14 protein-coding genes are annotated in these 13,654 nt (G+C 73.3%); 9 read left to right on the top strand and 5 right to left on the bottom strand.

Going from position 1 to position 13,654, the window contains the following annotated elements; translation table 11 throughout:
* Positions 1 to 3: 3 nt before the first annotated feature.
* From ACIBPC_RS20595 to ccsB, 3 genes are read left to right on the top strand one after another with little or no spacing between them, the layout of a single operon-like run.
* Positions 4 to 747, top strand: coding sequence for a cytochrome c biogenesis protein CcdA (locus ACIBPC_RS20595; protein WP_362965721.1), 744 nt, complete (start codon positions 4 to 6; stop codon positions 745 to 747).
* A 5-nt stretch (positions 748 to 752) separates the two neighbouring features.
* A complete protein-coding gene (locus tag ACIBPC_RS20590; RefSeq protein ID WP_398846519.1) occupies positions 753 to 2,558 on the top strand; it encodes a cytochrome c biogenesis protein ResB in 1,806 nt (601 codons plus the stop codon).
* A complete protein-coding gene (ccsB, locus tag ACIBPC_RS20585; protein WP_398846517.1) occupies positions 2,555 to 3,655 on the top strand; it encodes a c-type cytochrome biogenesis protein CcsB in 1,101 nt (366 codons plus the stop codon). Before ACIBPC_RS20590 ends, ccsB begins: the two co-directional genes overlap by 4 nt.
* Before the next feature lie 73 nt (positions 3,656 to 3,728).
* Here the strand turns inward: ccsB and ACIBPC_RS20580 are convergent, their stop codons facing one another.
* Positions 3,729 to 4,142 carry a PLD nuclease N-terminal domain-containing protein gene (locus tag ACIBPC_RS20580; protein WP_398846515.1) on the bottom strand — a complete coding sequence of 138 codons (414 nt, stop codon included), beginning with the start codon at positions 4,140 to 4,142 and terminating at the stop codon, positions 3,729 to 3,731.
* Positions 4,143 to 4,229: 87 nt separating this feature from the next.
* On the opposite strand from ACIBPC_RS20580, the gene ACIBPC_RS20575 reads away from it, so the two are divergent.
* Positions 4,230 to 5,681 (top strand): menaquinone biosynthesis decarboxylase, encoded by a 1,452-nt coding sequence (locus ACIBPC_RS20575; RefSeq protein WP_362965712.1) that lies wholly within the window; start codon positions 4,230 to 4,232, stop codon positions 5,679 to 5,681.
* Complete coding sequence (gene mqnP / locus ACIBPC_RS20570; RefSeq protein WP_362965710.1) at positions 5,678 to 6,586, top strand: menaquinone biosynthesis prenyltransferase MqnP; 909 nt, start codon at positions 5,678 to 5,680, stop codon at positions 6,584 to 6,586. Before ACIBPC_RS20575 ends, mqnP begins: the two co-directional genes overlap by 4 nt.
* Before the next feature lie 19 nt (positions 6,587 to 6,605).
* On the opposite strand, the gene ACIBPC_RS20565 is transcribed toward mqnP, so the two are convergent.
* Both ACIBPC_RS20565 and ACIBPC_RS20560 read right to left on the bottom strand, forming a co-directional pair.
* Positions 6,606 to 7,778 carry a PQQ-dependent sugar dehydrogenase gene (locus tag ACIBPC_RS20565; RefSeq protein WP_398846513.1) on the bottom strand — a complete coding sequence of 391 codons (1,173 nt, stop codon included), beginning with the start codon at positions 7,776 to 7,778 and terminating at the stop codon, positions 6,606 to 6,608.
* A 3-nt stretch (positions 7,779 to 7,781) separates the two neighbouring features.
* Positions 7,782 to 8,084, bottom strand: coding sequence for a hypothetical protein (locus ACIBPC_RS20560; RefSeq protein WP_362965782.1), 303 nt, complete (start codon positions 8,082 to 8,084; stop codon positions 7,782 to 7,784).
* A 242-nt stretch (positions 8,085 to 8,326) separates the two neighbouring features.
* On the opposite strand from ACIBPC_RS20560, the gene ACIBPC_RS20555 reads away from it, so the two are divergent.
* From ACIBPC_RS20555 to ACIBPC_RS20545, 3 genes are all read left to right on the top strand, one after another.
* Positions 8,327 to 9,913 (top strand): serine/threonine-protein kinase, encoded by a 1,587-nt coding sequence (locus ACIBPC_RS20555; protein WP_398846511.1) that lies wholly within the window; start codon positions 8,327 to 8,329, stop codon positions 9,911 to 9,913.
* Positions 9,914 to 9,949: 36 nt separating this feature from the next.
* Positions 9,950 to 10,936: a bifunctional lytic transglycosylase/C40 family peptidase gene (locus ACIBPC_RS20550; protein WP_362965703.1), complete on the top strand. Its 987-nt coding sequence runs from the start codon at positions 9,950 to 9,952 to the stop codon at positions 10,934 to 10,936.
* A gap of 172 nt (positions 10,937 to 11,108) precedes the next feature.
* On the top strand, positions 11,109 to 11,786 hold the full coding sequence (locus ACIBPC_RS20545; protein WP_362965701.1) for a phosphatase PAP2 family protein: 678 nt from the start codon (positions 11,109 to 11,111) through the stop codon (positions 11,784 to 11,786).
* 40 nt (positions 11,787 to 11,826) lie between these two features.
* Here the strand turns inward: ACIBPC_RS20545 and ACIBPC_RS20540 are convergent, their stop codons facing one another.
* Positions 11,827 to 12,423, bottom strand: a complete 597-nt coding sequence (locus ACIBPC_RS20540; protein ID WP_362965698.1) for an ADP-ribosyltransferase — start codon at positions 12,421 to 12,423, stop codon at positions 11,827 to 11,829.
* Positions 12,424 to 12,538: 115 nt separating this feature from the next.
* Positions 12,539 to 12,724, bottom strand: a complete 186-nt coding sequence (locus ACIBPC_RS20535) for a hypothetical protein (protein WP_362965696.1) — start codon at positions 12,722 to 12,724, stop codon at positions 12,539 to 12,541.
* 80 nt (positions 12,725 to 12,804) lie between these two features.
* Here ACIBPC_RS20535 and ACIBPC_RS20530 point away from each other — a divergent pair, with 80 nt between their 5' ends.
* Entirely contained in the window at positions 12,805 to 13,635 is an 831-nt protein-coding gene (locus tag ACIBPC_RS20530) for a hypothetical protein (RefSeq protein WP_398846508.1), read from the top strand.
* Positions 13,636 to 13,654 lie beyond the last annotated feature (19 nt).

Here is a 13,654-nt window from a genome sequence, read left to right as displayed (position 1 = left end):
GTCATGGGCCAGAACGAGACGATCCTCACCGGCGCGCTGCTGCTCGCGATCCCCGTGGCGGTCTTCGGCGGGCTGGTGTCGTTCTTCTCGCCGTGCGTCCTGCCGCTCGTGCCCGGCTACCTCTCCTATGTGACGGGCGTCGGCGGCGCCGACCTCGGGACCGCCAAGCGCGGCCGGATGCTCGCGGGCGCCTCGCTCTTCGTCCTCGGCTTCACCGCCGTCTACGTCTCCTCCGGCGCGCTGTTCGGCGAGTTCAGCCGCAACCTGCTGCGCCACCAGACGGGCCTCCAGCAGATCTTCGGCGCTCTCACGATCGTGCTCGGGATCGTCTTCATGGGCGTCGTCCCCCGGCTGGGGCAGCGGGAGTTCCGCCTGCACCGCAGGCCGTCGATAGGGCTCGCGGGCGCGCCGATGCTCGGCGTGGTCTTCGGCATCGGCTGGACGCCCTGCATCGGCCCGACGCTCAGCAGCGTCCAGTTCCTGGCCCTCCAGCAGGGCACCGCCGAGCGCGGCGCGCTGCTCACGTTCGCCTACTGCGTCGGCCTCGGGCTGCCGTTCATCCTCACCGCCCTCGCCTTCCGCCGGGCGCTGGGGGCCTTCGCCTGGGTGAAGAAGCACTACGTGTGGGTGATGCGGATCGGCGGCGGCATGCTGATCGTCACCGGACTGCTCCTCGTCACGGGCGCCTGGAACGACGTGACGTCCGAGCTGCGCTACTGGACCAGCAACTTCACCACAGGGGTCTGACCGCCATGACCGACGACGCCACCCCGCCCGACGAGACCAGGACCGACGACGCCGCGCGCGACGCCGACGAGGCCACCGCGGGCAGCGGGCTGACCACCGCGCCCGCCGAGGAGGAGCCCACGGCGTCCGCCCCCGGCTCGTTCGGCGGCGTACGCGCCCCCGGTGTGGGCGGCGCGCTGGCCTGGACGGCGCGCGAGACCCTCGGCTGGGCCCGCTGGTTCTGGCGGCAGCTCACGTCGATGCGCGTCGCGCTGGTCCTGCTCTTCCTGCTCGCCCTCGCCAGCGTCCCCGGCTCGCTGATCCCCCAGGAGGGCACGGACGAGCTGGGCGTCCGCGACTTCCGCGAGCGCAACCCCCGGCTGTCGGACTTCTACGACACCTTCCAGCTCTTCCACGTCTACTCGTCGGTGTGGTTCTCGGCGGTCTACCTGCTGCTGTTCGTCTCGCTGGTGGGCTGCATCCTGCCGCGCTCCTGGCAGTTCGTCGGCCAGCTGCGCGGCCGCCCCGCCCGCGCGCCCCGGCGGCTGACGCGCATGCCCGCGTACACCACCTGGCGCACCGACGCCCCGCCCGAGCAGGTGCTCGACGCCGCGCACGGGCTGCTGAAGCGGCGGCGCTTCCGCACCGACAGGCCCGAGGACGCGGCGGGCCGCCCGCACGTCGCCGCCGAGAAGGGCTACCTGCGCGAGGCCGGCAACCTCGTCTTCCACCTGTCGCTCGTCGTCCTGCTGATCGCCTTCGCCATCGGCCGCCTCTTCTACGCCGAGGGCGGCAAGCTCGTCGTCGAGGGCAGCAGCTTCGCGAACAACATCACCATGTACGACGACTTCGAGTCGGGCACCCTCTACGACCTGGACGACCTGGAGCGCTTCGGCTTCACCCTGAACGACTTCCACGCCTCCTTCGCCCGCTCGGGACCCGACCTGGGCACCCCCACCGAGTTCACCGCCGACGTCACCTACCGCACCGACGACGGGCGCGAGCACGACACGACGATCGACGTGAACACGCCGCTGCGCATCGGCGACACCCGCGTCCGCCTCATCGGCCACGGCTTCGCACCCGACGTCACCGTGCGCGACGGCCAGGGCGACGTGGTGTACAGCGGCCCGGTCCCGTTCATCCCGCAGGACTCGGCGCTCACCTCCACCGGCGTCATCAAGGTCCCCGACGCGGTCGGCCCGGACGGCGAGCCGGACCAGCTCGCGTTCCAGGGCTTCTTCAACCCGACGTACGGGGTGGACGAGGTGCGCGGCCCGCACTCCACGTTCCCCGAGCCCGACTTCCCCGTCCTCACGCTCAACGCCTTCCACGGCGACCTCGGCGTGGACTCGGGCCTGCCGCAGAACGTCTACCAGCTCGACACGACCCACATGGAGCAGTTCACCGGCGACGACGGCGACCTGCTGCGCTTCGACATGCAGCCGGGCGAGACCGTGGACCTGCCGGACGGCATGGGCTCCATCACGTTCGAGAGCTTCGACCAGTGGGCGACCTTCCAGATGGCCTCCCGGTCGGGCAACACCTGGGCGCTCACCGGCGCGCTCGCCGCCATCGCCGGGCTCGTCGGCTCGCTGATGCTGCGCCGCCGCCGCGTGTGGGTGCGCGCCTGGACGGGCGACGACGGGCGGACCGTCGTCGAGATGGCCGCGCTGGGCCGTACCGAGTCGGCGCGCGTGCCCGCCGAGCTGGCCGCGCTCGCCGACGCCCTCGTACCCGACGCGCCCCTGCTGCCGGACGACCCCGCGCACGGCGACGCCGCAGACGACCCCTCCACCGAGTCCGCCGCTGCCGAAGGAGCACGCACATGACTCTCGCCGCCGCCAACGAAGGGCTGGCCGACCTCAGCAACACCCTGGTCTACTCCGCCATGGCGGTCTACGCCCTGACGTTCCTCGCCTACACGGCCGAGTGGATCTTCGGCAGCCGCAGCCGGGTCGCGCGCACGGCGGCGGCCCTCACCGGCGGGGACGCCGGGGAGGAGACGGCCGCGGTCCCCGCCCAGCGTCCCGCCGTCACCGTCCGCAAGGGCGGCGGCACCAGCGTGCTGGAGCGGCCCCGCATCGTCAGCCGCTCCACGACGCCGTCCCGCGACGTGGTGCCGGACGGCCCCGGCGCGGCGGGCGAGGACGCGCAGGGCGACACGTACGGGCGCATCGCCGTCTCCCTGACGGTGCTCGCGTTCCTGCTGCACATGGGCGCCGTGGTCACCCGCGCCGTGGCCGTGGGCCGCGGGCCGTGGGGGAACATGTACGAGTTCTCCGTGGCGCTCGGCGTCGTCGGCATCGCCGGGTACCTGGGCTTCCTCGCCGCCCGCACGCCGGTCCGCTGGCTCGGCCTGCCGCTGGTGACGACCGTCCTGCTCGACCTCGGCCTGGCCGTCACCGTCCTCTACAACGAGTCGACGCAGCTCGTTCCCGCGCTCGACTCGATGTGGATGTGGATCCACGTGCCGCTGGCGATCGTCTGCGGCGGCCTCTTCTATCTCGGCGCGGTCAGCGCGGTGCTCTACCTCTTCCGCGACCGGTACGAGGCGAAGCTCGCCGCGGGCGGGCAGCCGGGGCGGCTCGCCACCTCCGTGCTGGAGCGGCTGCCGTCCGCGCTGAGCCTCGACCGGTTCAGCTACCGGGTGAACGCGGCCGTCTTCCCGGTGTGGACGTTCACCATCGTCGCGGGCGCCATCTGGGCCGAGACGGCGTGGGGCCGGTACTGGGCGTGGGACCCCAAGGAGACGTGGGCGTTCATCACCTGGGTCGCGTACGCCTGCTACCTGCACGCGCGGGCCACGGCGGGCTGGAAGGGACGGCGGGCCGCGTACCTGGCGATCGCCGGCATCGTCTGCTTCCTGATCAACTACTACGGCGTGAACATCTTCTTCGACAGCCTCCACGGCTACGGCGGCGTCTGACCCGCCGGTGACACGCGAAGAGGCCGGAACGGGATTATCCGTTCCGGCCTCTCGCCGTGTCGCGGGGGCGGGCTCAGCCCTTGCCGCCCGCCGGATTGTCGTCGTCGGTGTCGTCCCGCTGCCGCAGCTCCTCCTCGCGGCGGCGCAGGTCCTCCTCCCACGTCTCCAGCAGCTCGCGGTCCTTCTCCGCCTCGTCACGCCGCGCGGGCGAGTCGGGCGAGGTGTCGTCGCCGAGGGAGCGCAGGAACTCGGGGTTGTCGTCAGGGGCGACGAAGCGGACCCCGCCGCGCCCGCGGGCGGCGGCGGTGCCGCGCTTGCGGCCCACCAGGATCCAGGCGAGCGGCCCGATCACCCAGGCCAGTGCGATCAGCGCGATCCACACGAGCTTGGGGAGGTGCCTGACCTCTTCGTCCTTGGAGCTGATGCAGTCCACCAGGGCGTAGACGGCCAGCGCTAGCGGTACCAGAAACAGCAGCACCCTGAGCATGGTAGTCCCCCTGGGTGAAGTGAACCGGGGCCTGCGGGCGGGCCCCCTGACCAAATCCAGGGTAATGCGTCGGCAATACTGAGCGGCATGGCGTACGACGACCTGCGCGGCCTGCTGAAGGCGCTGGAACGGGACGGGGACCTCAAGCGGGTCAAGGCCGAGGTCGATCCGCACCTGGAAGTGGGCGAGATCACCGACCGGGTGAACAAGGCCGGCGGCCCGGCCCTGCTCTTCGAGAACGTCAAGGGCTCGGACCTGCCGCTCGCGATGAACGTGTACGGCACCGACCGGCGGCTGCTGAAGGCGCTCGGCCTGGCGTCCTACCAGGAGATCGGCGAGAAGATCGCCGGGCTGCTCAAGCCCGAGCTGCCGCAGGGCTTCGTCGGCGTGCGGGAGGCGTTCGGCAAGCTCGCGTCGGTCGCGCACGTGCCGCCGAAGAAGGTGAAGAACGGGCCCGTGCAGGAGGTCGTGCTGCGCGGCGACGACGTGGACCTCACGCGGCTGCCCGCGCTGTTCACCTGGCCGGAGGACGGCGGCTCGTTCTTCAACCTGGGGCTGACCCACACCAAGGACCCCGAGTCCGGCGTCCGCAACCTCGGCCTCTACCGCCTCCAGCGCCACGACGCGCGGACCATCGGCATGCACTGGCAGATCCACAAGGACAGCCGCAACCACTACCAGGTCGCCGCCAGGCGCGGCGAGCGGCTGCCCGTCGCCATCGCGTTCGGCTGCCCGCCCGCCGTGACGTACGCGGCGACCGCGCCGCTGCCGGGCGACATCGACGAGTACCTGTTCGCGGGCTTCGTGCAGGGCAAGCGCGTGGAGATGGTGGACTGCGTGACGGTCCCGCTCCAGGTGCCCGCGCAGGCGGAGGTCGTGCTGGAGGGCTGGCTGGAGCCGGGGCAGGAGCTGCCCGAGGGCCCGTTCGGCGACCACACCGGCTTCTACACGCCGCAGGAGCCGTTCCCGGCGCTGACGATCGACTGCGTGACGATGCGGAGGAAGCCGCTGTTCCAGTCGATCGTCGTCGGCCGCCCGCCGACCGAGGACGGGCCGCTCGCGCGGGCGACGGAACGCTTCTTCCTGCCGCTGCTGAAGGTGATCATCCCCGACATCGTGGACTACCACCTGCCGGAGGCGGGCGGCTTCCACAACTGCGCGATCGTCTCGATCGACAAGAAGTACCCCAAGCACGCGCAGAAGGTCATGTCCGCCGTGTGGGGCGCGCACATGATGTCCCTCACGAAGCTGGTCGTCGTCGTGGACGCCGACTGCGACGTCCACGACCTGCACGAGGTCGCCTGGCGGGCGCTGGGCAACGTGGACTACGCCCGCGACCTGCTGCTCACCGAGGGTCCGGTCGACCACCTCGACCACGCCTCGTACCAGCAGTTCTGGGGCGGCAAGGCAGGGATCGACGCCACGGCGAAGTGGCCCGGCGAGGGGTACACGCGGGACGGCGGCTGGCCGCGGATGATCGTCTCCGACCCGGAGACGGCGGAACGGGTCGACCGGCGGTGGAAGGAGTACGGGCTGTGACGGCGACGGTGGCGGGTGGCTCCGAGACGGGGCGGGTCAAGGCGTTCCTGCGGCTGGTGATGATCGAGCACTCGGTCTTCGCGCTGCCGTTCGCGTACATCGCGACGCTGACCGCGATGTTCCTGGACGGGCGGGACGAGACCGTCGAGTGGGGGACGCTGCTGCTCGTCACCGTCGCGATGGTGGGGCTGCGCACGTTCGCGATGGCGGCGAACCGCATCATCGACCGGGAGATCGACGCGCGGAACCCGCGGACCGCCGGGCGCGAGCTGGTCACCGGCGCGGTGTCCGTGCGGACGGCGTGGACCGGCTCGGCGGTGGCGCTCGCCGTCTTCCTCGGCGCGGCGGCGCTGCTGAACCCGCTGTGCCTCGTGCTCGCGCCGGTGGCCGTGGTGCCGATGGTGGTCTACCCGTACGGCAAGCGGTTCACGGACTACCCGCACGCGATCCTGGGCCTGGCGCAGGCGATGGGCCCGGTCGGCGGCTGGCTGGCGGTGACCGGCTCGTGGTCGTGGGACGCGGTGATACTGGGCGCGGCGGTCGGGCTGTGGATCGGCGGCTTCGACCTGATCTACGCCTGCCAGGACGTGGCGGCGGACCGGGGGCAGGGCGTCAGGTCGGTCCCGGCGCGGTTCGGGATCGCGGGCGCGCTGTACGGGGCGCGGGTGTGCCACGCGCTGACGATGGCGCTGTTCGTCTGGTACGCGGCGGCGACGGACGCGGGCGCGTTCTTCTGGGCCGGGCTCGCGGTGGTGGCGGGGGCGTTCGTCTACGAGCACGCGATCGTGAAGCCGGACGACCTGTCGCGGCTGAACCGGGCGTTCTTCTCGGTCAACGGCTTCGTGGGGATGGCGCTGTTCGCGTTCGCCCTGCTCGACCTGGCGGCGCGCGGCCTGCGCGGGTGACGCACGGTAGCCGTGTGAATCAGGACACGTCGGTACGGAGCAGGTCGCCCGTTCCGCCGTCGAGGAGCCACAGACCGCCGTCGCCGTCCGGGCCCGGCTGGGCGGCGGAGGGGGCGGTGAGGCCCTCGTCGGCGAGGAGCAGCTGCGGGTCGGCGGTCAGCTCGGTGCCGTTCAGGGGGACGCGCCACAGGCCCGGGTCGCCCGCGGCGGGCAGCCAGAGGGACCCGGCGGTGAAGGCGAGCGTGCCGGGCGTGAAGGGCTCGGGCCAGGTGTGGACGGGGGGCATGGCCGCGTAGTCGCCGCCGGGGGCGATCGAGTTCAGCTCGACGCCGTCGGCGCCGCCCGCGTCCACGGCCCACAGGCGGTCGAGCGCGTCGAACGCGAAGCCGGTGACGTCGCCGTGCCCGGACGCGTAGACGAGGGAACCTTCCTGCGGGTTGTCGGCGGGGACGCGGCCGTCGGGCTGCATGCGGAGGATCTTGCCCGCGTACGACTCGGGGTCGGTGGCCTGCGCGGCGACACCGGCGTCGCCCGTGCCGACGTACAGCATCCCGTCGGGCCCGAACCCGAGCGCGCCCCCGTCCCGGCCCGAGCCGAGGGGGATGCCCGTGACGAGCGCGTCCGTCGCGGAACCGAGCTGCTCGCCGGGGTCGTTCGCGCCGTAGTAGGTGAGCCGGGCCACCCGGGCGGAGCTGCCCTGTGCGTAGGAGAGGTACAGCCAGCCGCTGTCCGACGGGTCGAAGCCGGGCTCGACGGCGAGGCCGAGGAGGGCGGTCGCGCCGTTGACGGTGCCCACGGGGGTCACGGTGCCTTCCGCCGTCACGCGCTGGATGACACCGCCGTCGGCGGAGCCCGTCAGCACGCTGCCGTCCGGGAGCGCCACAAGGCAGCACGACGCGTCGGCGCCCGCGGGGAGCCGTTCGGCCACGGTGGCCGTGCCGGTGGCGGGGGCGGGTTCCGGGGGTGGTTCCGGCGCCTCGGTCGGCTCGGGGGAATCGGTGGGCTCGGGTATGGTCCCGCCGCCGGTGCCTCCGGCGTCGTCGCCTTCCGGGGAGTCGCCGCCGCCCGTTCCGTCGTTCCCCGCGGGGACGACGCCCTCGCGCGCGGCGCGGTCGGACGCCGGGCCCACCGAGCAGCCGGCGGCCAGCGCGACGACCACGGCCGCGGCCGCCACTCGTACCGGCGTGCGCATGCGCTAGATCGACATCCCGTAGATGATGGTGAACAGCGTGCCGAGGGAGCCGATGATGAACACCCCGGTCAGCCCGGCCACGATCAGGCCCTTGCCCTGCTCGGCGCTGAAGCTGTCCCGCGTCGCGGTGGAGCCGATGCGCTGCTGCGCGGCACCCCAGATGGCGATGCCGAGACAGATCAGGATGGCGAGCGCCATGATCACCTGGATCATGGTCCGCGCCTGGTCACCAACGGCGGCGAACGGTCCCCAGTCGGGCGCGATCCCACCGATGATGCTGTCGATGTTCTCCTCGTTCTCATCCACCGAACTCACCGCCCTACAGGCACCTGTTGCCGCTACTCCATCGGATTGTGCCACGCCCGGCCGACAGAAGCGGCGTTGTGGCGGCACGGCTTGGCCGATGCCTGTGACCTTCCGTCACGACCCGGCCGACCGGCCCGGCCCCGACGGCCTTGCGTATCAGTCCTGTTCCACACCGGCATCGGCACCGGCACGGCGGTGACGGGACCCTCCGCGCCGGGCGCGGCGCGCCCTACAGTGGCCCCGTGGAGCCGCTGCGCGGGGAAGACCCCGCCACCGTGGGCCCGTTCGCCCTGCTCGGGCGGCTGGGGGCCGGGGGTATGGGACGGGTGTACCTCGCCAGGTCGCCCGGCGGGGTGCTGACGGCCGTGAAGGTGATCCGCGAGGACATCGCCGAACGGCCGGATTCGCTCGCCAGGTTCCGCCGCGAGGTGGACCTGCTGGGGACCGTGCGCAGCCCGTACACCGCGCATCTCGTGGACGCCGGGCTCGACGCGGCCCCTTACTGGCTCGCCACCGAGTACGTCCCCGGGCCGACGCTGCTGGCCGCCAGCCGGGGCCGCCCGCTGCCCCCGGACATCTGCGCCGCCGTCCTCGCCGCGCTGGCGGAGGCGCTGGCGGCCGTGCACCGCGTGGGCGTCGTCCACCGCGACGTGAAGCCGCACAACGTCATCCTGGCGTCGGGCGGTCCGCGCCTGATCGACTTCGGCATAGCGTGGGCCGCCGACCTCACGCCGCTCACCGACACCGGGCACACGCCGGGCACGCCGGGGTACGCGGCTCCCGAGGCGATGACCGGCGGGCGCGCGGGCCCGGCGGCCGACGTGTTCGCGCTCGGCGCGACCGTCGCGGCGGCGGCCACCGGCCGGCCGCCGTTCGGCACCGGCGAGTGGGCGGCAGTCGGCTACCGGGTGGTGCACGGCGAGATCGACGTGGAGGGCGTGCCCGCGCCGCTCGCGGACCTGATCCGCGACTGCACGGCCAAGGACCCGGCGGAACGGCCGTCGCCCGGGGAGATCGTGCGCCGCTGCGCCGTGGACCGCCCGCTGGCGCTGCTGCCCGCGTACCGGGAAGCCGTCGCGGCGGCGCCAGCGTTGGACGTGCCGCCGGACGTGCCGTCCGGCGTGCCGGTCCCCGGGACCGTCCCGCACGACGCGCCTCCCCTGACGGCGCGGACCGTGCCGCAGGACGCCCCGCCCGCCGTGACCGTCACGCCCCCGACCCCGACCCCGACCCCGCCGCCCGCCGCGCCCGCGCGGAGGCGCCGGTGGCTGCGGCCGGTGCTGCTGCCCGTCCTGATGGCCTCGGCCATCTTCGTCGCGGCCAACTTCGTCATCCCCCGCCTGACCGCGCCCGGCACGGACCCGGGCGGGCAGGCAGGCGGCGCGACCCCGACCGTGTCCACGGAACCGACCGACCCCGCCGCCGAGTTGCCCTCCGACTCCCTCATGGGCGACCTCGACTGGCTGGCCTCCGACCACACCTGCGAGCCCACCGCCGACGCGCTCTCCGGGCTGTCCACCAGCGTCGCCTACACCCGGGGCACCACCTCCGCCGAGATCGGCTGGCGCATGAACGACGGGTTCGTCCCCGGCGATTCGCCGTACCCCGTGCTGGTCGCCGTCCGCGCGCCGGGTTCCGCGGCCCCTGTGATGTCCGCGCCGCTCGACCTGGCCGCCGACCCCGCCGCCGGACACGAACTCACCTACCCGGGCGACTTCCCGGGCGCCACCGCGCTCGCCGACACCCCGGGCGACTGGACCGTCGTGTTCCTCCACGCGGGCACCGGCGGGATCAGCACGATCGGTTGCAACGGTTTCACCGCACCGTAGTGGCGCATCACCCCTGCCATGCGCGACAGTTGACGCATGCGGAAGGTCCTGTTGGCGGTGGGCGGCGGCTTCGCGCTGCTGGCGTGCTTCATGGCGCTGCTCGTCGTCGGGGTGTACGGCGCCGCCGCCGGGCTGCTCAGCGGCGGCAACGGCGGTACGGGCGGCGGGCGGTTGGCGCCCAACGCGGTACCGGCCGCGTACGCGCCCCTCGTCCAGCGGTACGGCGCCTCCTGCCCGGCCCTCTCGCCCGCCCTGCTCGCCGCGCAGCTCAACCAGGAGAGCGGCTTCCAGGCCGACGTCACCAGTTCGGCCAACGCGCAGGGCCTCGCCCAGTTCATCCCCGCCACCTGGGCCGCCTACGGCACCGACGCCAACGGCGACGGCCGGGCGAACGTCTGGGACCCCGCCGACGCCATCGCCTCCGCCGCCCGCTACGACTGCGCGCTCGCCGAGCAGGTGAAGGACGTCCCCGGCGACCCGGTGGCCAACATGCTGGCGGCCTACAACGCGGGCCCGTACGCCGTCATCCGCTACAACGGCGTGCCCCCCTACGCCGAGACGCAGCACTACGTGGACGTCATCACCACCTCCGCCGCGAGCTTCGCGGCACCCGACGAGGAGACCGGCGTCCCGCCCCTCGAACAGGCGGCGGGCGCGGTGCACTTCGCGCAGGACAAGCTCGGCACCCCCTACCTGTGGGGTGGCAACGGCACGCCCGAGCAGGGCGGCCGGTTCGACTGCTCCGGCCTCACGAAGGCCGCGTACGAGTCGGTGGGCATCGAGCTGCCGCGCGTCGCCAACGACCAGTGGACGGCGGGCCCGCACCCGTCGCGCGACCAACTCCTGCCCGGCGACCTGGTGTTCTTCGCCTATGATCTTCAGGATTCGCGGAGCATCCACCATGTCGGCGTCTACGTCGGCGGCGGGTACATGATCAACGCCCCCTACACCGGCGCTGAGATCCGTTTTGACCCGATTGATTCTCCCGATTACTTTGGGGCGACCCGCCCGACGGCCGCGTGACCCACGCGCCGCGCGCCGCCCCCGTTGCTGTTCGATAACGCTGTCGTGCTCCTTCGGTGGACACCGGCACGGACGGGGACGTTCTTGGCGTTACCTGTAGTGGTACAGGGGCTCCTCCGCCCTGCCTCCCCCCGGCAGGGTTCCCCCACAGCATGAAGGGGCCGCATCGGCAATGGCTGCACTCGATAACCCCGACGTCGAGTTGGACATCCTCTACGGCATCAACGGTCTCGCCGACCGCCTCCCAGGACCCGTCGCGGACGCCGTCGCGTTCCTCGGCGAGTACGGCATCCCCCTCGCCCTGGTCGCCCTCGTCTGCTGCGCCTGGTTCGCCGTACGCCGCCGCGCCGACGCGGCGACCGCCGTCGCCGGGCTGCTCTGGGCCGGGCTCGCCGCCGGGATCGCCCGGCTGGTGAACATGCCGATCGCCGACTTCGTCGCCAGGCCGCGCCCGTTCGTCGACCATCCGGGCGAACTCACCGTGCTGGTCGACGGGAAGGACGGCTGGTCCTTCGTCAGCGACCACGCGTCGGCGGCGATGGCCATCGCCATCGCGCTGTTCCTCGTGCACCGCGGCATCGGCATCGCCGCCCTCGCCCTGGCGGCCTGCCAGGGCTTCGCGCGCGTCTTCGTCGGCGTGCACTACCCCAGCGACGTCATCGGCGGCTTCGCGCTCGGCACCGCCGTCGCCCTGCTGCTCGCGCCCGCCGCGATGGCGGTCCTGACGCCCCTGGTGCGCGGCGCCGGGCGCACCCGCGCGTTCGCCTGGCTCACCCCCCGCCCCGGCGCGGGCGACGACCCGCGCCCCGAGCCGCGCCCGACGACGGCCGACCCGGGCCTGGCCGCGTAGCGGGACGGGGCCCGGCCGACCGCGGCCTGGCCCCGTCGCGTCAGCGGCGGCGCCAGGGCTCGTAGTGCGGGTTGTCCACGCAGTCGGCCATGATCTCGGTGCGCGTCTCCGGATCGACCGGGCAGGCGCCGGCGATGAACGCGCTGGCGATGCCGCCCGGGAACGCGACCTCCTCCTGGTCGGCCCAGCGGTGCTGGTCGCCGATGGTCGCGTTGACGTCGATGCCGCCCGGGGCGTCGATGTAGTAGTTGAAGCTGCCGGAGCTCCACTCCTTGTACAGGTCGTGGTCGTAGGTGGTGGAGACGAACGGCGACGGCTGGTTGACCAGCACGTACTGCTCCAGGTCGTACTGCCCGTCCACCACGTCCCTGGGCGCGAAGCCCTCCGCGAAGACGACGGCCGGGTCCCTGCGGTCGGCCCGGTAGAGCTGGCGGCAGTCGGTGCGCCAGGCCGGGTCGGGGGAGATGCGGTCCACGTCCACGCCGGGGGTGGCCGCGGCGTACAGCGGATCGTCGACCGTGGGGCAGGCCACGGCCGCGCCCGCGGTGGGCGCGGCGGTCAGGGAGACCGGGGTGAAGAGCAGGCCGAGGGGCAGCGCGACGGCCGCGACCCGGCGGAGAACTCGCTTGAATGCCATGCCGCCCACCCTGGCGACGCGCGGGCGGGCGGCACGGCAATGTCACCCGATCAGCGGCGTGGCGCGTGCGTGAACTGGACGGCGCCCGGCGGGAGTTCCCGCCGGGGCCGACCGCTCAGGGCACGCCCGCCGCCTGCACGTGGGCCGCCGCCTCGTTCCGCGCGAGCGGCCGGGAGCGGCGCGCCGGCCCGTACCAGCCGCAGCTGCACTCCGGCGCCAGGAACGGGCCACGCTCGGTGAGCACCACGCGGTGTCCGCGCTCGTGTGCCGACGGCGTGCTCTCTTCACCCTCGTCCTCCACGTCTCCACCGTAACGGCCGTCCCAGGGTCTCGTTAGGCGTGACGAGTCCGATACGACGGTTATGGGGGTGTCGGCAGGTCATGGCTGCGCGGCGCACGCTCAGGAACGGGAAGGTCGCCCTCTTCGCGGCCGGGGTGACGCTGGCGGCCTCCGGGTGTTCCGGCACCGGGGCCGCGGCCGAGGGCGGCGGTGGCGCGGCGGACGCCCGCGAGGTCGTCCGGCAGGCCCCCGACGTGCTCGCCGCCTCCGGCACGTCCCACGCGTTCACCGCGCTGCGGATGGCGTCCGGCGGGACGCGGATCACCATCGAGGGCGAGGGCGCGTTCGACTACGGGGAGCGCACGGGCGAGCTGCGCCTGACGCTGCCGGAGGGCGGGCCCGTCACCGAGGTGTTTGTGCCGGGCCTGCTGTACATGAAGAACCGCGGCGCGGGCGTGCCCGAGGACAAGTGGGTGCGCATCGAGACGGACGCGGTCCGTGACGGCAATCTGGTGACCGGCGGCGCGACCGACCCGATCACGGCGGCCGAGCTGCTGCGGGGCGTGGCGTACGCGACGGACCTCGGCTGGTCCGAGGAGGACGGCGAGCGGCTGCGGCACTACCGGGGCGTCACCGACATCGCCGCCGCCGCCGAGCTGGCGACGGGCGGCGTGCGGGAGCAGCTGGCGACGGCGGTGGGGGGCTTCACGCGCACCCAGGTGCCGTTCGACGTGTACTTCGACGCCCGCGGGCTGCTGCGGAAGATCAGGCACCAGTTCAGCTTCGCGGGCGGCGGCAGCAGCGGCGGCGGCGGCGGGGAGGCGGAGGCGGCGGTCGAGGTGGCCTCCACGGTGATCCTGCGCGATTTCGGGGCACCCGTGGAGGTGGCGCTGCCCGCGTCGGACGACGTGTTCGAGGGAGCCGTGGCGTAACGGTTCAGCACACCGGGTG

This window comes from Streptomyces sp. NPDC049879 (assembly GCF_044461265.1).
In the GTDB taxonomy this organism is placed as follows: domain Bacteria; phylum Actinomycetota; class Actinomycetes; order Streptomycetales; family Streptomycetaceae; genus Streptomyces.
The sequence above is the reverse complement of the archived record's forward strand: the minus strand, read 5'-3'. Positions and strand labels throughout refer to the sequence as shown.

Coding starts and splice junctions, on each gene's coding strand:
- ACIBPC_RS20595 (WP_362965721.1), top strand. CDS start 4: ATGGGCCAGAACGAGACGATCCTCACCGGCGCGCTGCTGCTCGCGATC.
- ACIBPC_RS20590 (WP_398846519.1), top strand. CDS start 753: ATGACCGACGACGCCACCCCGCCCGACGAGACCAGGACCGACGACGCC.
- ccsB (WP_398846517.1), top strand. CDS start 2,555: ATGACTCTCGCCGCCGCCAACGAAGGGCTGGCCGACCTCAGCAACACC.
- ACIBPC_RS20580 (WP_398846515.1), bottom strand. CDS start 4,142: ATGCTCAGGGTGCTGCTGTTTCTGGTACCGCTAGCGCTGGCCGTCTAC.
- ACIBPC_RS20575 (WP_362965712.1), top strand. CDS start 4,230: ATGGCGTACGACGACCTGCGCGGCCTGCTGAAGGCGCTGGAACGGGAC.
- ACIBPC_RS20565 (WP_398846513.1), bottom strand. CDS start 7,778: ATGCGCACGCCGGTACGAGTGGCGGCCGCGGCCGTGGTCGTCGCGCTG.
- ACIBPC_RS20550 (WP_362965703.1), top strand. CDS start 9,950: ATGCGGAAGGTCCTGTTGGCGGTGGGCGGCGGCTTCGCGCTGCTGGCG.
- ACIBPC_RS20545 (WP_362965701.1), top strand. CDS start 11,109: ATGGCTGCACTCGATAACCCCGACGTCGAGTTGGACATCCTCTACGGC.
- ACIBPC_RS20540 (WP_362965698.1), bottom strand. CDS start 12,423: ATGGCATTCAAGCGAGTTCTCCGCCGGGTCGCGGCCGTCGCGCTGCCC.
- ACIBPC_RS20530 (WP_398846508.1), top strand. CDS start 12,805: ATGGCTGCGCGGCGCACGCTCAGGAACGGGAAGGTCGCCCTCTTCGCG.